This window comes from Acidovorax sp. LjRoot66, assembly GCF_964253305.1.
Classification (GTDB): domain Bacteria; phylum Pseudomonadota; class Gammaproteobacteria; order Burkholderiales; family Burkholderiaceae_C; genus Acidovorax.
Map to the genome: position 1 here is coordinate 6,666,380 of NZ_CAXUQU020000001.1, position 19,484 is coordinate 6,685,863.

Genomic DNA, 19,484 nt, shown 5'->3' on the forward strand with positions numbered 1-19,484 from the left:
CTGGTCACAAGGCCAGCGGCAGCTCCGTGGTGGACAGCACGTTGCGCAGCACCATGAAGGAGCGCACCTGCCGCACGCCCGGCAGGTAGATCAGTTGCTCGGCGTGCAGGCGGTTGAAGCTGTCGCTGTCGCGCGTGCGCACCAGCATGAAATAGTCGAACTCGCCCGTGACCACATGGCACTCCATGCAGCCCGAGATCTTCACGGCGGCCTTCTCGAAGGCCGCGAACGACTCGGGCGTGGAGCGGTCGAGCACCACGCCGATCATCACCAGCATGCCGGCCCCCACGGCCTTGGGGTTGAGCAGCGCCACCACCCCATCGATGAGCCCCAGGCGCCTGAGCCGCTCCACCCGGCGCAGGCAGGCGGGCGGGCTCAGGTGCACCTTCTCGGCCAGGGCCACATTGGACAGGGAGGCATCGCGCTGCAGCAGGCGCAGGATGGCCTTGTCGGTGCGGTCGAGCTCGTCCGTCATTCCAGCGCTGGCCGGCACGCTCTTGTCACGAACTTTTGTTGCGCACATGGTTGGTTTTGTGGAATCAATGAAAATCAATTTTCATTTTCACATACCAAAACTCTGAAATCCACTCCATTTTCACAACCACGTTAAACGCAGCTTTTCCTACGATGGAGGCACTGCAGGCAAGGCGCCACCGAAGCGCCCCTGCGAGTGATTCCTCACCCCTTCCATCGCACACGAGAGCCGCCATGAACCTGCAGAAATTCGCCCGCCACCCGCTGACCTTCGGGCCCTCGCCCATCACGCCGCTGCCGCGCCTGTCGGCCCACCTGGGTGGCAAGGTGCACCTGTATGCCAAGCGCGAGGACTGCAACAGCGGCCTGGCCTTTGGCGGCAACAAGACGCGCAAGCTCGAATACCTCATCCCCGAGGCGATTGCCGGCGGCTACGACACGCTGGTCTCCATCGGCGGCATCCAGTCCAACCAGACGCGCCAGGTGGCGGCCGTGGCGGCCCACCTGGGCATGAAGTGCGTGCTGGTGCAGGAGAACTGGGTCAACTACTCCGACGCGGTGTACGACCGCGTGGGCAACATCGAGATGTCGCGCATCATGGGTGCCGACGTGCGCCTGGACGCCGCAGGCTTCGACATCGGCATCCGCCCCAGCTGGGAGCAGGCCATGGACGACGTGAAGAAGGCCGGCGGCAAGCCCTTCCCCATCCCCGCCGGCTGCTCCGAGCACCCGTACGGCGGCCTGGGCTTCGTGGGCTTTGCCGAGGAAGTGCGCCAACAGGAGAAGGAACTGGGCTTTGCGTTCGACTACATCGTCGTGTGCTCGGTCACGGGCAGCACACAGGCCGGCATGGTGGTGGGCTTCGCGGCCGATGGCCGGGCGCGCAAGGTGATCGGCATCGACGCCTCGGCCAAGCCCGAGAAGACGCATGCCCAGGTGCTGCGCATCGCACAGAACACCGCCAAGCTCGTCGAGTTGGGCCAGGAGATCACCGCAGAGGACGTGGTGCTGGACACGCGCTACGGCGGCCCTGAGTACGGCCTGCCCAGCGAGGGCACGCTCGAAGCCATCCGCCTGTGCGCGCGCCAGGAAGGCATGCTCACCGACCCGGTGTACGAAGGCAAGTCCATGCACGGCATGATCGACATGGTGCGCAAGGGCGAATTCCCCGAAGGCTCCCGTGTCCTGTACGCGCACCTGGGAGGGGTGCCGGCGTTGAACGCCTACAGCTTTCTTTTTCGCAACGGCTGATGCACCGCGCGATGAAACGGAGCAGCAGCGCCTGGGCCGACTGGCGGGCCTGTCGCTCATCTGAACCCCTCTGACTCCCACCATCGACCCGGGCATGCCCACGGGTCGCCGCCATGATCCCGTGCATCCACGGCCATGGCGGCTGCGCAAACATCTGTAGCTGCGACAGGCATGGCCGGTGCGAGACGAAGGCTGGTGCGCCCTGCCGCCTGTTCGCAGCCAACAACGGCCGGCCGACCAGCCCTCACCCGAAGGATCGCCAAATGAAGTGCTTGCATCTGAACCGACGCACAAGCGTCGCCGTGTTCGTGGTAGCCATTGCAGTGACAGGGCTGGGTGGAGGGGCCAAGGCACATGCCGATGGCTACCCCGTCAAACCGGTCCAGCTGGTTGTGCCCTTCCCGCCTGGCGGGGCCGTCGATATCGTGGGCCGCCTGATCAGCAAGAAGCTGGGCGAGCGCCTGGGCCAGCCGATCGTGGTCGAGAACAAGGCCGGGGCAGGCACCATCGTGGGCGCATCCTTCGTGGCCAATGCTCCTGCCGATGGCTACACGCTGCTGATCAGCTCCGGCTCCACCTTCACCGTCAACCCCGCGCTCAACAACAAGCTGCCTTACGATCCACTCAAGAGCTTCGAGCCGGTCGGCATGGTGGCGCGCGTGCCGCTGATCCTGCTGGCCCATCGCGATGTGCCTGTGGACAACCTCAAGCAGCTGATCACGGCAGCGCACCAGGCTCCCGACAAGTTCTCCTACGGCTCGTTCGGCAGCGGCACCACCGGCCATTTCGCCGCCGAGCTGATGTGGTCTGCCACAGGCATCAAGCTGCTGCACGTGCCCTACCGGGGAAGCGCGCCGGCCATGAGCGACCTGATGGGCGGGCAGATCCCGTTCACCATCGACACGGTGGCCGCGGCGCTGCCGCAGCTCAAGTCGGGCAAGATCAAGGCCATCGTCGTCACGGGCGCCGCGCGCGCCACGCGGTTGCCCGATGTACCGACGGTGGCGGAAAGCGGCTTTGCAGGTTTTGCTGCCGACTCGTGGCTGGCCGTTGTCGCGCCCCGCGGCCTGCCCGCCCAAGCAAAGGCCAGGTTGGAAAAGGCGCTGTCCGAAACCATGGCGGATGCCGAGATACGCGGCAAGCTCATCGCCAGTGGCCTGGAGCAGGCCTACGCCCCCGGCAACACCGTGCTCGCGCAGATCGAGGACGAACTACCGCGCATGCGGGCGATTGCCCAGCGCGCGAACATCCGCGCGGAGTGAACGCGGCCACGCAGCACCTGGGCAGCGTGCTCGAAAGCTGCTTTGCAGGTGGCGGGGTCTGCCTTGCAGGGCGTGATCGGGATGGCCTGGTCCAGGCTGAACAGCCAGCCACGAAGCGCAGCAGGCACTCGGGCACCAATGGGTATGAGCCCCCTGACCGAATCGGCAAGGCCCGGGTTCAGGAGCGCAGCCAGGCCATGAGGTGCGGATAGAGAGCGGCCCCTGCCGATGCCTGCGCGGGCGTGGCCGCCAGGCCCGCCGACACCAGCCCAGCGGCGCCCAAGTAGACGCCCAGCTCGAAGGTGGTGCGCAGGCCCTGGGACCGGCCATGGTAGCCACCGTCATGGAACAGCACCTCGGACGGCAACTGAAGGTGCCGCAGGGCCGCCCAGGCCCATGCCGTGGCCTCGATCTCGCCGCCATGCGGCACCGGGGGCAGTTCGGCGAGCGCGTCGTCCATGTGGGCACGCAAGGCTGCCGGCACCACGGCCAGGTGCCCGGCTTCGTGCAGCAGGTCACCCGGCCAGCGCAGCTGGTCCAGGTCCACCTGCAGGCCACCCTGCACGATGCGCAGGCCCGGCAGGAAGCTGTCAGCTGGCACCTCTGCCTCGGTCACCTCCAGGCCAATCCCGCGCAGAAAGGCCACGATCCGGCGCGCCAGCGCCACGCGCTCTGGCGCTTGCAGGGGGTCGGCGCCCAGCACTCAGGTGCCCAGCAGATCGGCCACACGCGAGCGCAGCAACGCGGGCTGCACGTCCGACGACGCCACGGCGTGCCCCACGTTCAGGCCCACGCGGCTGTAGAAGCCGCGGCGGAAGGGGCGCACCATGGCCCCGCCCTGCTCGATGCGGCTGAAGTACGAGCCCCACAGGTTGGTCAGCGCCATGGGGATCACGGGGGCGTTGATGCCTTCTTCGCGCGCCCGCTCGATGATCTTCATGATGCCGCCCTTGAACTCCTGGAGTTGCCCGTCCTTGGTGATGCCGCCTTCGGGGAAGATGGCCAGCAGGTCGCCTTCGCGCAGCACCTGGGCCGCGCGCTCGAAGGCCGCGTCGTAGATGGCGGGGTCTTCCTTGTAGGGCGCGATCGGGATGGCCTTGGCCAGGCGGAACAGCCAGCCGAGCACCGGCACGCGGAAGATGCGGTGGTCCATCACGAAGTAGATGGGCCGGGGGCTGGCGGCCATGAGCAGCACCGCGTCGATGAAGCTCACGTGGTTGCAGGCCAGGATGGCAGCGCCCGTGGTGGGCAGGTTCTCATCGCCCTGCACCTTGAAGCGGTAGACGAAGCGCGAGGACACCCAGGCCACGAAGCGCAGCAGGTACTCGGGCACCAGCATGAAGATGTAGAACGCCACCACCGCATTCGCCAGGCCGGTGAACAGAAAGATCTGCGGCACGGTGAAACCGGCACCCAGAAGCGCGCCGGCGATCAGCGAGCTGGCGATCATGAACAGCGCATTCAGGATGTTGTTGGCGGCGATGATGCGCGCGCGGTGCGTGGGCTGGCTGCGCATCTGGATCAGTGCGTACATGGGCACGCTGTACAGGCCGGCGAACAGGCTCAGCAGCGCCAGGTCGAGCATCACGCGCCAGTGCTGGCTTTGCGCGAGGAAGGCCCCGAGACCCATGATCTCCGACGGCGGCAGGCTGCGCGCGGCAAAGTACAAATCGATGGAGAACACGCTCATGCCGATGGCGCCCAGGGGCACCAGGCCGATCTCCACATGGCGGCGCGAGAGCACCTCGCACAGCAGCGAGCCGATGCCGATGCCCACCGAGAACACCACCAGCAGCAGCGAGGCCACCTGTTCGTTGCCGTGCAGCACCTCCTTGGCCAGGCTCGGGAACTGCGACAGGAACACCGCGCCGAAAAACCACATCCAGCTGATGCCCAGCAGCGAGCGGAAGACCACCATGTTGCCATGCGCGAGCTTGAGGTTGCGCCAGGTTTCGGTGACGGGGTTCCAGTTGATGACCAGGCCCGGATCGGTGGCCGGGGCCGAGGGAATGGCCTGCGCCACCACCCGTCCGACCAGTGCCAGCGCCACGCAGGCGATGGCCACCGTGGTGTGGCCGATGCCCGGCAGCGCCACCAGCAGGCCGCCGGCCACGTTGCCCAGCAGGATGGCGACGAAGGTGCCCATCTCCACCATGCCGTTGCCGCCGGTGAGCTCGCGCTCGGTCAGCACCTGGGGCAGGTAGGCGAACTTCACCGGGCCGAACAGCGTGGAGTGCATCCCCATGAGGAAGGTGCACAGGAGCAGGATGGGCACGTTGCCCATCACGAAGCCCACGGCCGCCACCAGCATGATGGCGATCTCCAGGTTCTTCACGAAGCGGATCATGCGCGTCTTGTCGTACTTGTCCGTGAGCTGGCCCGAGGTGGCCGAGAACAGCAAGAATGGCAGGATGAACAGCGCCCCGATCACCAGCCCCGCCATGGCCGGCGGCAGCCAGTCCACGCTCAGCTGGTAGGTCACCATCACCGTGAAGGCGAACTTGAACAGGTTGTCGTTGGCCGCGCCCGAGAACTGCGTCCAGAAAAAGGGCGCAAACCGGCGCTGGCGCAGCAGGGCGAACTGGTTGGGGTCCTCATGGCCGCCGTGGCTACCCTGAACGCCGGGGCTGCCGTGCAGGGGGCTCGCGCCCGCAGAAGGGGTCTCGGTGCTCATGCGTCTCTCCTCGTTGGCATCTTGGTGTGTAAGAACGACATCTCTCAGGCGCCCTGGCGGCGTGCATTGCGCGCCGTGGTCGACCGGCTTTGCGTCCGGTGCTGGCCGCCATTCTGCCCGGTTGCGACGACAGTGCGACGGGCATTCGTGCGTTGCAGCAACGCTGCCAGCGCAGACAGCACGGGCAAGGCAGCGCCGGCCGCGATCAGGTGCTTGAGGCTGTGGCCCGACACCCACTGCCCCGTGGCCTCCAGGATCGCATGGTCGGCGGCCTCGAACAGCTTGGCCACGCCGTAGAAGGCGATCACTGCGCCCAGGTGCACCGCCAGGGAACCCGCGCGACGGGGCAGCACGGCCAGCGCCAGCACCACCAGCATGCCCCCCAGCTGCACCACCGCCCAGGGCAGCACGTTGCCGGACAGCGCCCACCACAGCACGGCAGAGGTGCCGCCCAGCAGCACGGCCCCCGCCGTGGCGATGCCGGCGCGCCCGCTGACGCGGCCCGCGGCCGCCAGCCCCAGCAGGCCTGCGAACGGCAGCACCATGCCCAGCCGGTCCCAGAACAGGCCGAAGTCGCTGGGACGCCAGTGGTAGAAGGACGAACCCACCGAAGTGCACACCAGCCCGGCCAGGAACAGGGCAACGAGGGCGCGGGATACCCCGTCCATCGCGGCATGCGGCAAGCGCACCAGCCAGGCCAGGCCCAGAATGCCCGCGATGGCAAACGGAAGGTTGCTCAGCACGTCGAGCGCACAAGGAATGCCCAGCAGCGTGCGCTGGTCGGCAAACCCGTGCTGGTGGGCACTGTCCAGCATCGCCGGCCCGAACAGGGCCAGACCCAGCAAGGCACAGGCGCCAACCAGAAGGCAGGCCTCTGGACGGGACAGGCCCGTGGTGGAAGGAGCGGAGGGCAGTGGCATGGTGCGGCGTCTCGGGAGTGGTTGATGCAGCGCAGTGTGGGCAGGCTCCAGGCCGAACGAGTACCGAAATCAGTGCAAAGGGCTACCGGAAACACCGCAGGTACCGATAATCGATACCCATGAGCACCACCGCCGACCTCGTCACCGCCCTCAAGAAGGAACTCAAGACCGCGCAGATGACCTACGCCGACCTGGCGCAGCAGCTGGGCATGGCAGAGTCCAGCGTCAAGCGCATGCTGGCCAAGGGGGACATGCCGCTGTCGCGCATCGACGCCATCTGCCGCGCGCTGGCGCTCGACTTTGCCGACCTGGCGCGCCGCGTGGCCGACAGCCAGCCCCTGCTCAAGGAGCTGACGCAAGAGCAGGAAAAAGCCGTGGTAGCCGACAAGCGGCTGCTCTTGATGGCCATCTGCGTGCTCAGCCAGTGGACGCTGGAGCAGGTGACAACGACCTACCGCCTCTCGGAGGCCGAAGGCATCAAGTACCTGGCCCAGCTCGACCGCATCGGCATCATCGAGCTGCGGCCGCTCAACCGCTACCGGCTCAAGCTGGCCAAAACCTTCCGCTGGCGGCCCCATGGCCCGGTGATGAACTACTTTCGCGAGCATGCGCTGCTCGACTACTTTGCCGGCGGCTTCGATGGCGCGGGCGAGGGCGTGCTGTTGGTACACGGCACCATCAGCCGCAGCCTGGCCCCGGCCTTCATGGAGCGCATGCAGCGCGTGGCCCAGGACTTTGCGCAGCAGCACCTGGCCGACCAGAAGCTGCCGGCCCGCGAGCTGGAGGGCTATACCTTGCTGCTGGCCCTGCGAAGCTGGGAGTTCGAGGCGTTCACAGGCATGCGGCGCTGAGCAGCACCGCTGCTTTCCGACAGCAAAACACCTCGCCAACCTGCCTGGACATGCCGGCAGATGGGCTTCATGTTGCCTGCGCGCTCCGAACCCGCTTGACGGTTTAAACAGAATTAACTATTCTTTAAATACCGAATTCATGGGATTTAAAGAAAATGAAAACCACTCGCCAACAGCAGGACGCTACGCGCCGCCAGATCGTGGCCAGCGCGGTCGATCTGATGACGCGCCAGGGCTTCGACGGCACGACGATGAAGGACATCGCGCGCGCGGCCGGCATTGGCGATGCGACGATCTACAAGTATTTCCCGACCAAGGACCGCATCGTGCTGGGCTATCTGGACGAAGCGGTGCGCAGCGCCCTGGCCGATACGCTGGCCACACCGGGCCTGGCGGACTACGGCCTGCAGGAAAAGCTGCAGCGCCTGACCGACGCCGTGCTCGAGCGCCTGCTGCCCGACCGCGAGTTCGTGGCCGGGGTGCGCATCCTGGCCAGGCGCTCGCCGCTGTCCATGCTGGCCGAGCCGCTGGCGGCACGCCAGGCGCTGCGCGAGGCGGTGACGGGCTTCATCGAAACGGCCGAATCCCAGGGCGAGATCGAGCCCTGCGATTTCAAGGGGGTGGCCAGCGGCCTGTACGGCGACTACCTGGCGGGCGTGGTGGCCTACTGGCTGGCCGACGAATCGGACGAGTTCGCGGACACCACGCAACTGGTGGACCTGTCGCTGGGCGTGCTGGTGCTGGCGCTGCGCGCGGGCCTGGTGAACCGCGTGCTGCAGCTGGGCGGCTTCATGCTGCGCAGCCAGATGGCGCGCTTCATGCAGCACGGCAGCGGCCTGGTGGGCGTGCTGCGCATGGCCAAAAGCGCGTTGGGGGACACGATGGTGCCCGCGATGGATACGCCGCCGCGCACACCGCGCGCGCGCCCGTCGGCCCAGCCCCCCGTGGCCGATGCGCCCAAGCCCGCTCGCAAACCCCGTGCCCGCAAGGCCGCGCCATGAGCCCCGCCCGCACCGTCCGCGCCACCGCACTGCCCCAGGGCAGCGTGATCGCATCGCGACTGCCCGGCGCACAGTTCGCCGACTGCTTCGAAGCGGCCGACCCCACACCCGACAGCAGCGCGCTGCAGACCTGGCTCGACATGGTGAAACAAACGCCGGGCTGGACACGCGCGCTCATGGCCCTGCGCAACCGCCTGGTGCGCATGGTCGGCCTCAAGGCTGTGGGGCAACTGCATGACGGCACCCGCCAGACTGAGGCGGGCTACCGCGTGGGCGATCTGGTGGGTTTCTTCGAGATCCGCCACCTGGGCGAGCGCGAGGTGGTGATGGGCGTGGACGACCGCCACCTGAACGTGCAGGTGTCGCTGCACAAGCGCATGCAGGACGGGCAGGCCGTGCTGGCTCTTTCCTCCGTGGTGCACATCCACAACGCGCTGGGCCACACCTACATGGCCGTGATCGCGCCGTTCCACCGGCGCATCGTGCGGACCCTGCTGGCGCGGGTGGATGCTGGCGCACCGGCTGCTGCCAGCCCTCAAAACCCGCCCCGCGCATGACAGGCGCCAAGCCACCCCGCACCGGCACGCTCGCGCGCGGCACCATCACCGGCATCACGGCCGCGCGCCTGGGCCTGGCACAACTGGGCCTGCGCATGCGGCCCGCCCACGCCGACAAAGTGGCACAGGCCGATGCCCAGGCCCGCCACGAGGCGGCCATGGGCCGCATCCTGTTCCAGGCCATGGGGCAGTTGCGCGGCACAGCGCTCAAGGTCTCGCAGATCCTGAGCATGGACACCAGTTTTTTGCCCGAGGGCGTGCGGCGCGAACTGGCGCGCGCCTGCCACCAGGCCACGCCGCTCAACCGCGCGCTGGTGGGCCGGGTGTTCCGCCAGGCCTTCGGGCAGGAGCCCGAGGCCCTGTTCACCCGCTTCGAGCCCCAGGCCTTTGCCGCCGCCAGCCTGGGCCAGGTGCACCGCGCCGAGCTGGCCGGGCATGGCGCCGTGGCGGTCAAGGTGCAGTACCCGGGCATTGCCTCGACCATTGCCTCGGACATGCGCCTGCTGCGCACCACCCTGCGTGCCCTGGCGCACAGCGACCTGCCGCTGCCCGGCGATGTAGTGGTTGAACGGGTGATGCAGGAGATCGAGCGCACGCTGCTGCACGAGGTGGACTACCTGCACGAGGCCCGGCAGCTGCAGTGGTTTGCCGAACATGCGGCGCTGCCGGGCATCGTGGTGCCGCAGCCCATCGCCTCGCACACACGCGCGCAGGTGCTCACCCAGCAGTACCTGCCAGGCGTGCACCTGGGTGAATGGCTGCGCAGCGAGCCCACGCAGGCCGCACGCAACCAGGCCGGCCAACTGCTCTGGGACTGGTTCATGCACTGCACCTTTGGCCTTGGGCACATGCATGCGGACCTGCACCCGGGTAACTTTCTGTTCCTGCCCGATGGGCAACTCGGCGTGCTCGATTTCGGCTGCACGCGCGAGCTGTCGCCGGCCTTTCGCACCGGTGTGCTGCAGGCCTGGCGCGCGCTGCTGCAACCCGCGTCGCCGGCCCACGCCCAAGGCGTGCTGCAAGCCTACATAGCGCTGGGGCTGGTGGATGCGGCGATGGATGTCACCACCTTCACCGACGAGCTGATGCCCGCCCTCTCGATCATGCAGGCCTGGCAGACCGAGCCCTTCACAGAGCCGGTCTTCGACTTCGCAGGCAAGAGCCGGCCGCCCGCCCCCGTGGCAGCGCAGCAAAAAGTCCTGGCCAGGCACCTGGCCGGCATACCGCCAGAACTGCCGGCTTTCGAGCGCGCTTGGCTCGGGCTCATGCACCTGCTGACCGAAATCCGGGCGCAGGTACGCACGCAGGCCGACCGCTGGATCGGCTGACCACCCTCCGTCCCCCGTATGACAAGGAGCATTCCATGCACAGCCTTCCCTGGTCCCTTTCCACCCTTGCTGCCCGCCCCTGGAAGGGCCGCTGGCTGCTGGCCGTGGCCGTGCTGCACACGCTGGCGGCGGCCGTCCTGTTTGTCCCGCAGTGGCAGATCCTGTGGCAGCGAGGCGTGTTCAACGCCGTGGCAGACGACATGCACCTGGGTGCCGCCGTCTGGTTCCTGCTGTTCGGCGCTGTGCTGGCCTTGCTGGCGTGGGAAGTGACGGCCCTGGAGCGCAGCCAGCCGGCCGTCGCGCTGCGGCCCATGGGCTGGTGCCTGCTGGCGCTGGTACTGGCAGGCGTGGTGCTGATGCCGGTGTCAGGCTTCTGGCTGGTGCTGCCGCCGGCGCTGGCCCTGCTGGTCCGCTGACGTGACATAAATCACGCTTTGGGTGCGCAAGCCGCGCTGCAGCAACACACACTTACAACTCTTCGCATGAGCACTACACCGGCTTGACGCAAAGCGCCCACGATCAAGGCTCCGGTTCCGCAAGGAATCATTTCCAAGGAGACCTTCATGGCCCGCATCGCCCTCGCCGTCGCTTCCCTGGCCTTGCTGTCGCTGGGTGCCATTGCCCCGGCGCTGGCATCCCCCAGCGCCACCGTCGTCATCCAGACCGGCACCCCTTACTACCAACACCCCGTGCAGCGCCCCGCCCTGGCGCCGCTGCAGGTCACCCCGGTGCAATACCACGCGCCCCCCCACCCCGCTACGAAGCGCCACCCCATGCACGCCGTGGCATGGCCTGGGTGCCCGGCCATTGGGAATGGCGCAGCGGTCGCCACGTGTGGATCCAGGGCTACTGGGTCAAGGCCCGCCCCGGCTACAGCTACCGTGAACCGCGCTGGGAAGAGCGCGACGGCCGCCACCACATGCGCCCCGGCGGCTGGGACCGCGATGGCGATGGCGTGCCCAACCGCCACGACCGCCGCCCGGACAACCCCTACCGCAACTGACGGGGACCTGCCGGCTACCCTGGTGGCGCCGGCCCCGCTCGCCTACAGGCACCAAGGCGCAGCGCCTACAGACGTGGCACTGCTGCCTGCCCACCATACAAAGGCGACACAACAACATTGAAAAAGGAGTCATCCATGGCTTACAAAACCACTTACGCAGCCCTTATTGCAACCACCCTGGCCCTGGCAAGCCTCTCGTCCGTAGCCACGGCCCAGCCGGTGCACCAAGGTACCGTGGTGATCCAGTCGGGCCCCCAGGGGTACCAGGTGATCCCCGCCCCTCCACCACCCCGCCGTGAAGCGGTGCCACGCCCACGCCGTGGCCAGGTCTGGGAAGAAGGCCATTGGGACTGGCGTGGCGGCCGCCACGTCTGGGTCGCCGGCCACTGGGTCAAGGCACGCCCGGGCTACGCCTACCGCCAGCCCACCTGGCAGGAACGCGATGGCCGCTGGGAAATGCGCCGTGGCGGCTGGGACCGTGATGGTGACGGCGTTGCCAACCGCAACGACCGGGACCGCGATGGCGATGGCGTGTCGAACCGCCGCGACAGCAACCCTGACAATCCGCGCCGCAACTGACACCTGACCGGGCCACTGCCCGGTCTTGTATCAGCAACGAACGCCGCACATTAGCTGCGGCGTTCGCTTTTGTGCGCTGGCCTCGCCCTAGAATGGCCCCCGCAGGAGAGCAAGCGGCACCGCCCGCTTCACCGAAGGCGCAAACTCCCATGCACGCTCAGGTTCCGTACTGCACCATTCATCAAGGCCGTCTGGAGAGCCGCTACGCCATGTAGCGCACCGAAGGAGCAAGCCGCAGCCCATGAGGGGCGGCGGTGAATCTCTCAGGTACCAAGGACAGGGGGAGCGGCAGCCGGGCCATGACGTGCCCGCTGCGCGTTGTTGAGACCTACACCCGCAGCGACACCGACAGGCCCGGCGATTGCCCTTCCAGAGGCTTTCAAAATGCGTGTGATCGTTCTTGGCGCCGGCCTGCTCGGCGTGACTTCGGCCTATTTCCTGCAGCAACTTGGCCACGAGGTGACCGTCATCGACCGCCAGGGCGCGCCCGGCGCGGAAACCAGCTTTGCCAACGGCGGCCAGATATCGGTGAGCCATGCCGAGCCCTGGGCCAACCCGAGCGCGCCGCTCAAGGTGCTGCAATGGCTGGGCAAGGAAGATGCCCCCCTGCTGTTCCGCATCCGTGCCGACATGCGCCAGTGGCTCTGGGGCCTGTCCTTCCTGCGCAACTGCACGCCGGCGCGCACGCGCCACAACATCGAGCAGATCGTGCGCCTCGGCACCTACAGCCGCGACACCTTGCAGCAGCTGCGCGCCGCCACCGGCATTGCCTACGACCAGCGCACGCAGGGCATCCTGCATTTCTATACCGATCAGAAGGAGTTCGACGGCGCCCTGGCCCCGGCCGAGCAGATGCGCCAGCTCGGCTGCGAGCGCCAGGTCATCAGCGCCGACGAGGCCGTGCGCATCGAGCCGGCCCTGGCCCACATCCGCCCGCAACTGGCCGGTGCCACCTACACCGCCGAGGACGAATCCGGTGACGCCAACACCTTCACCCGCGAGCTGGCGCGCCTGTGCGAGGCTGCGGGCGTGCAGTTCCGCCTGGGCCACCACATCACCGCGCTGCGCGAGGCGGGCGGACGCATCGACCATGTGGAGTTGACCACCGCCGAAGGCCGCTTCGAGCGCGTGCACGGCGATGCCTTCGTGCTCGCCATGGGCTCGTTCAGCCCGCTGCTGGCACAGCCCCTGGGCATCCGCCTGCCGATCTACCCGGCCAAGGGCTACTCGGTGACCATGCCGGTCAAGGATGCATCGATGGCGCACCAGGTGAGTCTCACCGACGATGAGTACAAGCTCGTGTTCTCGCGCTACACCAGCGAGCGCGGCGGCGACCGCCTGCGCATTGCCGGCACGGCCGAACTCAACGGCTACAACCGCGACCTCAACCAGGTGCGCTGCGACGCCATCGTGCGCCGCGTGGAGCAGTTGTTTCCCGGCGCGGGCGATGCCAGCCGGGCCCAGTTCTGGACCGGCCTGCGCCCCGCCACGCCGAGCAACGTGCCGCTGATCGGCAAGACGAAACTCGGCAACCTGTTCCTCAACACCGGCCACGGCACCCTGGGCTGGACGCATGCCTGCGGCTCGGGCAAGTCGCTGGCGCGCATCGTGAGCGGCCTGGCGCCCGAGCTGGACTTTGCCTTCACGGGCATGCCCCACAGCGCGGCACCCAGCCGGCTGCCCACGGCAGCGGCCCACAAGGCCTGACGCTCAGGGAGCAGCGCCGCTGGCCTGCGCCACGAAGTGCGCCAAGGCCCGCATGTCCTTTTCGCTGAGCTTGTCGGCATAGGAGGGCATGACGCCAATGCCCGCACGCAGTGCGCGCAGCACGCGCTCGGCATTGGGCTTGAGCTCGTCCAGGATGGGACCCACCTGCCCCTCGGCCCCGGCCGCCTGCAGCGTGTGGCACACGGCACAGGAGGGCTGGATCTTGCCGAACAGCTCCTTGCCCCGCGCCAGTTCGCCGGCATCTGCGGCCCAGGCGCCGCTGCCGATCAGCGCCAGCAGCCAGGCCGCGGCTGCGGTGCGCAAGATGCGCACCGCTTCAAGCGACCACCACGGTCACACCGTGGTCGCGCCAGCTCGTGTTGTTGTAGCCGCCCAGGTTTTCCTCGCGCTGCTCGGGCTGCACGTTGCCTGCCGTGTCGGTGGCGCGGCTGAGCAGTTCATGTGACCCTGCGGCCAGGCGTGCGGGCAGCACGAACTGGCGCCACGCAAAGCGGCCCAGGTCAGGCCCGATGAGCTGGGCCACCTGCCAGGTCTTGCCCCCGTCCACCGACACCTCCACGCCCTTCACGCCGCGCGTGCCGCCAAACGCCACGCCATGCACCTGCACCATGCCGGCCTTGAGCGTGCCCTGTTCGGGCAGGGGGCCGTTGATCCAGGACTTGGTCGTCATCTCCCACACCGAGGGCTGCTCGGGGCCCGCCTTGGTGCCGGGTGGCGACATGCGGTAGCCGTGCGACATGATGCGTGCCTGCGACTGCTCGGCACCGAAGGCCACGCGCTTGACGTACTTGATGTTGTTCACCCCCTGGTAGCCCGGCACGACCAGGCGCAGCGGCCCCCCATGGGCCAGCGGCATGGGCTCGCCGTTCATCTCCCAGGCCAGGATGGCATTCTCCAGCGCCTGGATGGGCACCGAGCGCTCGACCACCACCGAGAGCGGGTCCACGCCCTCGGGCAATTTCTCGCCGCCCGTGCCCGTGAGGTAGGCAGCACCGCCCGCCAGCCCACCCAGGGCGGCCACCACGTTGCGCAGCGGCACCCCGCTCCAGACCACGCAGCCTGCCGCGCCCACCGTCCACGGCGTGCCGCTGGGCTTGCTGGGGAAGAAGCCGCGCCCGTTGCCCGAGCATTGCAGCACTGTGGTCACGGTCTCGATGCCCAGGGTTCTGAGCTCAGCCACGGTCAGTGCGCGTGGCGCCTTCACCCCCTCGATGGACACAGTCCATGCATCGCGCTCGGCCACGATGGCGGCATCAGGCGCAGGCAGGTTGTTGCGGATGTACAGTTGGCTCGACGGCGTGACCACCCCCGTGCCGAAAGCGCCCCGGCGCGTTTCCAGGGTGCTGCTGCTGTGCACGATCAGGCTGCCAGGGTTCTTCCACCCAACGTAGGGGGGCAGCGGCTTGGCCGCCGCCGCAGGCGCAGCCTGGGCATGCGCGCCGCGGGTCCATGCAGCCAGCCCCAGGGCGCTGAGTGCGGCAGCGCTGCCAGTGAGCAGGTGCCGGCGCGGCAGGGTCACGGGATTTTTCATGGAACGGTCCTCCGGAGGTGGGTAAGGCAGATGTTTCCGCAGTCGGCACCGGCCGCAGACGGCCGCCAGCATGCGGGGCATATCCCATTCTGGTATGACCGCCCCGATTTGCCCTGGGGGTTTGTGAGAGCAGGTGTAAAAAATGGCAACAACATCCTCAAGGACGTGTGCCCGGTAGCGCCCTGGTGCATATTTGACATCGGCTGACAGACTCCGAAGGAGACACCATGTATCGCGAAACACGCCCTGCCTTGCTGTCCCTGTTGCTGCTGTTGCTCAGTCCCTTCGCCCATGCCCAGCTCACGGCCATCGTGGCCGTGGAGCCCACGGCCAAGAAGGCCGCGCACAGCATTCTGCGCAGCGCGTTCGAGTCAGGCCTGTCCAAGGCCGCCGGTCAAGCTGCCACCGTGGTCACCAGCGAAGACCTGGCCGATGTCATGCGCGCCACGCGCAGCGCGGGCTACGATGTGTTCATCGGCCCGGCCCAGGTGGCGGCCTCGGCGCTGCAGCGCGGGTACGAGCTGGTGGGCGCCACGCAGAAATCGGACCTGTACCTGCTCGTGGGCTCTGCCCAGGTGGCGAACGTGGCGGCGATGAAAGGCCTGCGCCTGTACCTGCCCCAGCAGGATTCGATCTACACCTACATGGCACGCGGCATGCTCAACGAAGCAGGCCTGTCGTTCCAGGATCTCAAGTCGGTACTGCACGAAAAGCACCCGCAGGCGGGCTTGAGCGCGCTGGTGCTCGGCAGCACGGATGCCACCGTGGTGCGGGCGGACGACTGGGCCGAATGGTCGGCCACCCACAAGGGCGACGCACGGGTGCTGGCGACCTCGCAGCCGGTACCGGGCGGCTTCTCGATCGCCGTGAAGAAGGATCTGCCTGCCGACGTCAAGGCACGCCTGGCCCAGTGGTTCGCCTCGGGCTCCGGGACCACAGGGCTGAGCCCGGTGGCCCTGCGCCCTGAAGCGCAGGAGTACCGCCGCGTGGCAGAGCTCGGACTCTTCACCCCCAACAGCCTGCCCGGCGTGAACCGCATCACCGCACGCGAGGCGCAAAAGCTGCAGGCGCAGGGGGCGGTGGTGGTCGATACACGCACCGAGAAGGAGTTCAAGGCCAAGCGTATCCGCGGCGCCGTCTTCGCGGCCTACGTGGAAAAAAGCCTCAAGGACGTGGCCTTCAACGCCACGCAGGATGACTTTCAGGCACTGGAGAAGGTGGACCGCAGCAAGCCCGTGATCTTTGCCTGCAACGGGGCCGAATGCTGGAAGTCCTACAAGGCGGCCAAGGTGGCGGCCAGCAAGGGCTACAAGACGGTGTACTGGTTGCGCGGCGGCCTGCCCGAGTGGGATGCCGACGGGCTGCCCACCGAAAGCAGTTGATGCATTGGCTGCAGCTCAGGTGAAGACCGTGAGCACACCCGTGTAGCCGTACAGGTGGTGGTGCGCGATCTCGCCGCCGGCGAAGAAGCCGGTCAGCGGCACGTCGCCCAGTGCATGGCGCACGATCTGCAGCTCTGCGCTGGGCCCGCCGAAATGCGGACCCCCACGGCCTGAGCAGCTCACGTAGATGGCGCCGCGAATGCGCCGGCCGTGGTGCCCGGCGCCAGGGCCCTGCGCCGCCGTTCCGGGCGCCGGGGCCATGGCGCGGCCCGTGTGGTCCTGCGACTCCAGTGGCGCAGGCTCCAGTTCCTCGGGTTCCAGCTCTTCGCGGATCTCGGCGCAGATGCGCATCAGGTCGGCGCGCGCCGCCGCCACGTTGCGCTGGCAGAAGGCCAGGTGCATGCCGGGCTCCACCCGGTCGCCCAGGGCCACGCCCCGGCGCGCACCGTCCAGGCCCACGATGTGGCGCACGCGCGTATCGGTGCCGAAGTGGCCCGTGCGCTGCTGGCCCCGGGGCTGCTCTCCGGCATCCACCAGCCCGGCCAGCGTGGCGCGCACCTTGCGCAGCGCAGGCTGCGGATCGCCGTCGAGCGAGACCTCCAGCGTGTCGAGCAGCACGTCGAGCGCCGGCTCGCCGTCGAGCTGCAGCACCACGTTCTCATGCGCAGCGGTCACGCTGCGCAGCGGCCCCACGGGCTGGCAGCCCTGGGTGACGCGCGAAACCAGGACCACCTCGGTGCCAAAGGCCACGCCCGACAGGCCGCCATCGAAGACACCGCTGGCACCGCCCTGCCCGGCAATATTGCCGTCACCGGCGACCGCGAACTGCACGCCCGCCCCGCGGCTGGCGCTCAGGCCGCCAAACAGGTAGCCGGTCTCCGTGCGCGCAGCCATTTCGGCCAGCAACTCGGCCAGCTCGGGTGTGTGGCCGTCGGCATGCACCAGCGCCGTGTGGGCCACGAAGCCACTGGACGGTTGGCGCGGCAGCGGGGCCACGCCCGAGAACACGCGGTACTGGTCGGGCGAGACATCGAGCAGCATCACGGACAGTGCAGGCTCGTCGAAATACTCGGCATTGTTGGCGGCCACGCCCACGCCCACGGTGCCGCTCCAGTCGGTCACGCCGGGCAGCTCGCTGGCCAGGTGGTCGAGCAGGGCCTGGGCATCGCCCGCATAGTGGTCGGTGATGTAGAGCAGGCCCAGCGTGGGGGCACTCGCGTACTGGGGCAGCGCCATCTGCGCGCGCAGCTGCGCCAGCGCCAGGGCCGCAGCCATGCGCCACTGGGGGTGGGTCGCATGGCCGGAGGGAAAGAGTGTCATGGTGTGTGTCTTCTCGCAGGCGGTTGCGCGGCGCCCACCCGCGCGGGACGCACAGGCCGGGGTCAGCCGGCGCGCTTGCGCGGCGCGCGCTTGGCAGCAGCCGTATTCTTCGCCGCCGGTTTGGCCTTGGCTGCAGGCTTGGCGGCCACCGCCTTCTTGGCCGCAGGGCTGGTGCGCTTGCTGCCAGTGCCGCCCGCCATGGTTTTCATGCCCTTGGCAGCAAACTGGCTGGCCATGCCGGTGGCCGTCTTGATGGCCTCCTTGGCCAGGCCGGTGGCCATGTTCTTGGTGGTGTCGAGGGCAGTCTGCTTGGCCGCATCCTTCATGGCATTGGCGGCGATCTGCTGGAACTGGCCGGTGAGCGCGCCCCACCACTGCAGCGGGTCCACCACGGAGGCGTCCGGTGCCGAGGCAGCGGACTTGCCCTTCTTGGCCTTGCCGGGCGCCTGCGCCTCGGGCTCGGCCTCTGCCTCTGCCTCTGCCTGCTCAGGCTCTTCTTCCTTCGCGCGGCCGGTGACGCGGGCAGCCGCACCGGCGACGGCCCCAGCCGCACCACTCACCGTGTCGGCCGCCTTTTGCACGCCGCTCATCACCGTATCGGCGGTCTTCAGTTTGAAGGCGTTGGCCACATCCCCCATGCTGAAGTTCATGCCTTTGAGGGTGGCCAGGGTCATCTTCTGCACCTCCAGCGCCTGGATGGTAGCGGCCAGCGCGCGGGAGTTCTGCTCCAGCCAGAATTGCACGGCCTTGAGTTCGTCGATGCGCTTGTCCAGTTCTTCGACGCTGATGGTCGGTGCCACCCAGTTCGAGAGGTTGGGCAGTTGCGGAATGCTGGTCGACGCACCCTTGGCCAGGCTCTGCAGAAAATCGAAACCGGGGACGAATTTGCCGAAACCAAAGTTGGATGTGTCGCTCATGGCTGCTCCGCAAGAAGGGGGTTGGAACCTGTCTTGACAGCTTACCCCAATGAGTGGCGGCTGGCGATGGCCTGCACAGGCCCCTAGCTCAGTGTTTGTGCCCATGCGCCGGGGCTGCCGCCCCAGGCTGTGCACTCGGCGCGCTGGCCGCCACGGGCACGGTCAGCTCAAGTTTGCTTTCCACGCCCTTGGCGTCCTTGAACGTCAGCGTGAGGGGCACGGTGCTGTCCTTGGCCAGGGGGGCCTTGAGGTCCAGCAGCATGATGTGAAAGCCACCGGGCTTGAGCTCCACGGCCTTGCCTGCGGGCAGATCGAGCACCGGTACGGCGCGCATGCGCATCACGTCGCCATTGAGCTTCATCTCATGCACCTCGGTCACGCCAGCGGCGGGGGATGAAGCGCTGACCAGGCGCGCGCCCTGCGGTGCTGTGAGCTTCATGAAAGCACCGGTGCCCTTCTGGCCTGGCACGCTGGCGCGGGCCCAGGCGCCCTCGACCTTCACGTCGGAAACCTGGGCCAGCGCGGGGGCGGCCAGCAGGGCGCACAGGGTGAGGCCGGTGAGGGTGCGGGAGAAAATCATGCAAAAGGCTCCTGGAGAACGGTGGCGGCGCGGATGGCGGGGCCAGGGCGGCCGCTCCTGAGAATGGAAGGGATTGCGCAGCAAGCGCGTGCTCCCTCATTGTAGGGAGGGCCCCCTGGCACGCCG

The 19,484-nt window shown here is 68.1% G+C and carries 19 protein-coding genes, 1 pseudogene and 1 riboswitch; of the genes and pseudogenes, 11 read left to right on the forward strand and 9 right to left on the reverse strand.

The window, feature by feature from the left end; translation table 11 throughout:
• Positions 1-4: 4 nt before the first annotated feature.
• Complete coding sequence (locus ACSQ3Y_RS31235; RefSeq protein ID WP_057204002.1) at positions 5-523, reverse strand: Lrp/AsnC family transcriptional regulator; 519 nt, start codon at positions 521-523, stop codon at positions 5-7.
• A gap of 185 nt (positions 524-708) precedes the next feature.
• Here ACSQ3Y_RS31235 and ACSQ3Y_RS31240 point away from each other — a divergent pair, with 185 nt between their 5' ends.
• Complete coding sequence (locus ACSQ3Y_RS31240) at positions 709-1,725, forward strand: 1-aminocyclopropane-1-carboxylate deaminase (protein WP_057204001.1); 1,017 nt, start codon at positions 709-711, stop codon at positions 1,723-1,725.
• Positions 1,726-1,988: 263 nt separating this feature from the next.
• A complete protein-coding gene (locus ACSQ3Y_RS31245; RefSeq protein ID WP_057204000.1) occupies positions 1,989-2,987 on the forward strand; it encodes a Bug family tripartite tricarboxylate transporter substrate binding protein in 999 nt (332 codons plus the stop codon).
• A 178-nt stretch (positions 2,988-3,165) separates the two neighbouring features.
• Here ACSQ3Y_RS31245 and ACSQ3Y_RS31250 read toward each other — a convergent pair whose 3' ends face one another.
• Genes ACSQ3Y_RS31250 through ACSQ3Y_RS31260 form a run of 3 tightly spaced genes read right to left on the reverse strand, consistent with a single transcriptional unit; the run spans position 3,166 to position 6,581 of the window.
• Entirely contained in the window at positions 3,166-3,690 is a 525-nt protein-coding gene (locus ACSQ3Y_RS31250; protein ID WP_436179957.1) for a hypothetical protein, read from the reverse strand.
• Complete coding sequence (locus ACSQ3Y_RS31255; protein WP_436179958.1) at positions 3,691-5,661, reverse strand: MFS transporter; 1,971 nt, start codon at positions 5,659-5,661, stop codon at positions 3,691-3,693. It abuts the gene before it with no gap.
• Positions 5,662-5,705: 44 nt separating this feature from the next.
• Complete coding sequence (locus tag ACSQ3Y_RS31260; RefSeq protein ID WP_436179959.1) at positions 5,706-6,581, reverse strand: hypothetical protein; 876 nt, start codon at positions 6,579-6,581, stop codon at positions 5,706-5,708.
• A 119-nt stretch (positions 6,582-6,700) separates the two neighbouring features.
• On the opposite strand from ACSQ3Y_RS31260, the gene ACSQ3Y_RS31265 reads away from it, so the two are divergent.
• The 8 genes and pseudogenes from ACSQ3Y_RS31265 (at position 6,701) to ACSQ3Y_RS31300 (ending at position 13,607) form a co-directional block, all read left to right on the forward strand.
• On the forward strand, positions 6,701-7,432 hold the full coding sequence (locus tag ACSQ3Y_RS31265) for a helix-turn-helix domain-containing protein (protein ID WP_057268587.1): 732 nt from the start codon (positions 6,701-6,703) through the stop codon (positions 7,430-7,432).
• A 155-nt stretch (positions 7,433-7,587) separates the two neighbouring features.
• Positions 7,588-8,433, forward strand: a complete 846-nt coding sequence (locus ACSQ3Y_RS31270; RefSeq protein ID WP_436179960.1) for a TetR family transcriptional regulator — start codon at positions 7,588-7,590, stop codon at positions 8,431-8,433.
• Positions 8,430-8,990 carry a DUF2867 domain-containing protein gene (locus tag ACSQ3Y_RS31275; RefSeq protein ID WP_179683200.1) on the forward strand — a complete coding sequence of 187 codons (561 nt, stop codon included), beginning with the start codon at positions 8,430-8,432 and terminating at the stop codon, positions 8,988-8,990. Before ACSQ3Y_RS31270 ends, ACSQ3Y_RS31275 begins: the two co-directional genes overlap by 4 nt.
• Positions 8,987-10,318 (forward strand): ABC1 kinase family protein, encoded by a 1,332-nt coding sequence (locus ACSQ3Y_RS31280; protein WP_436179961.1) that lies wholly within the window; start codon positions 8,987-8,989, stop codon positions 10,316-10,318. The genes ACSQ3Y_RS31275 and ACSQ3Y_RS31280 overlap by 4 nt, the downstream gene beginning before the upstream one ends.
• Before the next feature lie 35 nt (positions 10,319-10,353).
• Positions 10,354-10,734: a DUF6463 family protein gene (locus tag ACSQ3Y_RS31285; RefSeq protein ID WP_428003296.1), complete on the forward strand. Its 381-nt coding sequence runs from the start codon at positions 10,354-10,356 to the stop codon at positions 10,732-10,734.
• 147 nt (positions 10,735-10,881) lie between these two features.
• Positions 10,882-11,321, forward strand: a pseudogene (locus ACSQ3Y_RS31290) (YXWGXW repeat-containing protein).
• A 135-nt stretch (positions 11,322-11,456) separates the two neighbouring features.
• A complete protein-coding gene (locus ACSQ3Y_RS31295; RefSeq protein WP_057203991.1) occupies positions 11,457-11,900 on the forward strand; it encodes a YXWGXW repeat-containing protein in 444 nt (147 codons plus the stop codon).
• Between the two features lie 181 nt (positions 11,901-12,081).
• A riboswitch (glycine riboswitch) is annotated at positions 12,082-12,190 on the forward strand.
• Between the two features lie 94 nt (positions 12,191-12,284).
• Positions 12,285-13,607 (forward strand): D-amino acid dehydrogenase, encoded by a 1,323-nt coding sequence (locus ACSQ3Y_RS31300; protein ID WP_436179962.1) that lies wholly within the window; start codon positions 12,285-12,287, stop codon positions 13,605-13,607.
• A 3-nt stretch (positions 13,608-13,610) separates the two neighbouring features.
• On the opposite strand, the gene ACSQ3Y_RS31305 is transcribed toward ACSQ3Y_RS31300, so the two are convergent.
• Both ACSQ3Y_RS31305 and ACSQ3Y_RS31310 read right to left on the reverse strand, forming a co-directional pair.
• Positions 13,611-13,931 (reverse strand): c-type cytochrome, encoded by a 321-nt coding sequence (locus ACSQ3Y_RS31305; RefSeq protein WP_436179963.1) that lies wholly within the window; start codon positions 13,929-13,931, stop codon positions 13,611-13,613.
• 13 nt (positions 13,932-13,944) lie between these two features.
• Positions 13,945-15,159, reverse strand: a complete 1,215-nt coding sequence (locus tag ACSQ3Y_RS31310) for a sulfite oxidase (RefSeq protein WP_436179964.1) — start codon at positions 15,157-15,159, stop codon at positions 13,945-13,947.
• 227 nt (positions 15,160-15,386) lie between these two features.
• On the opposite strand from ACSQ3Y_RS31310, the gene ACSQ3Y_RS31315 reads away from it, so the two are divergent.
• Positions 15,387-16,541, forward strand: a complete 1,155-nt coding sequence (locus ACSQ3Y_RS31315; protein WP_436179965.1) for a rhodanese-like domain-containing protein — start codon at positions 15,387-15,389, stop codon at positions 16,539-16,541.
• A 15-nt stretch (positions 16,542-16,556) separates the two neighbouring features.
• Here the strand turns inward: ACSQ3Y_RS31315 and ACSQ3Y_RS31320 are convergent, their stop codons facing one another.
• From ACSQ3Y_RS31320 to ACSQ3Y_RS31330, 3 genes are all read right to left on the reverse strand, one after another.
• Entirely contained in the window at positions 16,557-17,861 is a 1,305-nt protein-coding gene (locus tag ACSQ3Y_RS31320; protein WP_436179966.1) for an FIST signal transduction protein, read from the reverse strand.
• Between the two features lie 62 nt (positions 17,862-17,923).
• The gene (locus tag ACSQ3Y_RS31325; protein ID WP_436179967.1) at positions 17,924-18,778 is read right to left on the reverse strand and encodes a PhaM family polyhydroxyalkanoate granule multifunctional regulatory protein; all 855 of its coding nucleotides are present in this window, start codon (positions 18,776-18,778) and stop codon (positions 17,924-17,926) included.
• 88 nt (positions 18,779-18,866) lie between these two features.
• Positions 18,867-19,358, reverse strand: coding sequence for a copper chaperone PCu(A)C (locus ACSQ3Y_RS31330; RefSeq protein ID WP_436179968.1), 492 nt, complete (start codon positions 19,356-19,358; stop codon positions 18,867-18,869).
• Between the last annotated feature and the right edge of the window lie 126 nt (positions 19,359-19,484).

Bases quoted from the DNA above. Each gene is read 5' to 3' on its own strand.
- ACSQ3Y_RS31255 (WP_436179958.1), bottom strand. From the start codon at position 5,661: ATGAGCACCGAGACCCCTTCTGCGGGCGCGAGCCCCCTGCACGGCAGC.
- ACSQ3Y_RS31330 (WP_436179968.1), bottom strand. From the start codon at position 19,358: ATGATTTTCTCCCGCACCCTCACCGGCCTCACCCTGTGCGCCCTGCTG.
- ACSQ3Y_RS31315 (WP_436179965.1), top strand. From the start codon at position 15,387: ATGTATCGCGAAACACGCCCTGCCTTGCTGTCCCTGTTGCTGCTGTTG.
- ACSQ3Y_RS31280 (WP_436179961.1), top strand. From the start codon at position 8,987: ATGACAGGCGCCAAGCCACCCCGCACCGGCACGCTCGCGCGCGGCACC.
- ACSQ3Y_RS31245 (WP_057204000.1), top strand. From the start codon at position 1,989: ATGAAGTGCTTGCATCTGAACCGACGCACAAGCGTCGCCGTGTTCGTG.
- ACSQ3Y_RS31265 (WP_057268587.1), top strand. From the start codon at position 6,701: ATGAGCACCACCGCCGACCTCGTCACCGCCCTCAAGAAGGAACTCAAG.
- ACSQ3Y_RS31320 (WP_436179966.1), bottom strand. From the start codon at position 17,861: ATGACACTCTTTCCCTCCGGCCATGCGACCCACCCCCAGTGGCGCATG.
- ACSQ3Y_RS31300 (WP_436179962.1), top strand. From the start codon at position 12,285: ATGCGTGTGATCGTTCTTGGCGCCGGCCTGCTCGGCGTGACTTCGGCC.
- ACSQ3Y_RS31325 (WP_436179967.1), bottom strand. From the start codon at position 18,778: ATGAGCGACACATCCAACTTTGGTTTCGGCAAATTCGTCCCCGGTTTC.
- ACSQ3Y_RS31295 (WP_057203991.1), top strand. From the start codon at position 11,457: ATGGCTTACAAAACCACTTACGCAGCCCTTATTGCAACCACCCTGGCC.
- ACSQ3Y_RS31270 (WP_436179960.1), top strand. From the start codon at position 7,588: ATGAAAACCACTCGCCAACAGCAGGACGCTACGCGCCGCCAGATCGTG.
- ACSQ3Y_RS31275 (WP_179683200.1), top strand. From the start codon at position 8,430: ATGAGCCCCGCCCGCACCGTCCGCGCCACCGCACTGCCCCAGGGCAGC.
- ACSQ3Y_RS31260 (WP_436179959.1), bottom strand. From the start codon at position 6,581: ATGCCACTGCCCTCCGCTCCTTCCACCACGGGCCTGTCCCGTCCAGAG.
- ACSQ3Y_RS31235 (WP_057204002.1), bottom strand. From the start codon at position 523: ATGTGCGCAACAAAAGTTCGTGACAAGAGCGTGCCGGCCAGCGCTGGA.
- ACSQ3Y_RS31240 (WP_057204001.1), top strand. From the start codon at position 709: ATGAACCTGCAGAAATTCGCCCGCCACCCGCTGACCTTCGGGCCCTCG.
- ACSQ3Y_RS31310 (WP_436179964.1), bottom strand. From the start codon at position 15,159: ATGAAAAATCCCGTGACCCTGCCGCGCCGGCACCTGCTCACTGGCAGC.
- ACSQ3Y_RS31285 (WP_428003296.1), top strand. From the start codon at position 10,354: ATGCACAGCCTTCCCTGGTCCCTTTCCACCCTTGCTGCCCGCCCCTGG.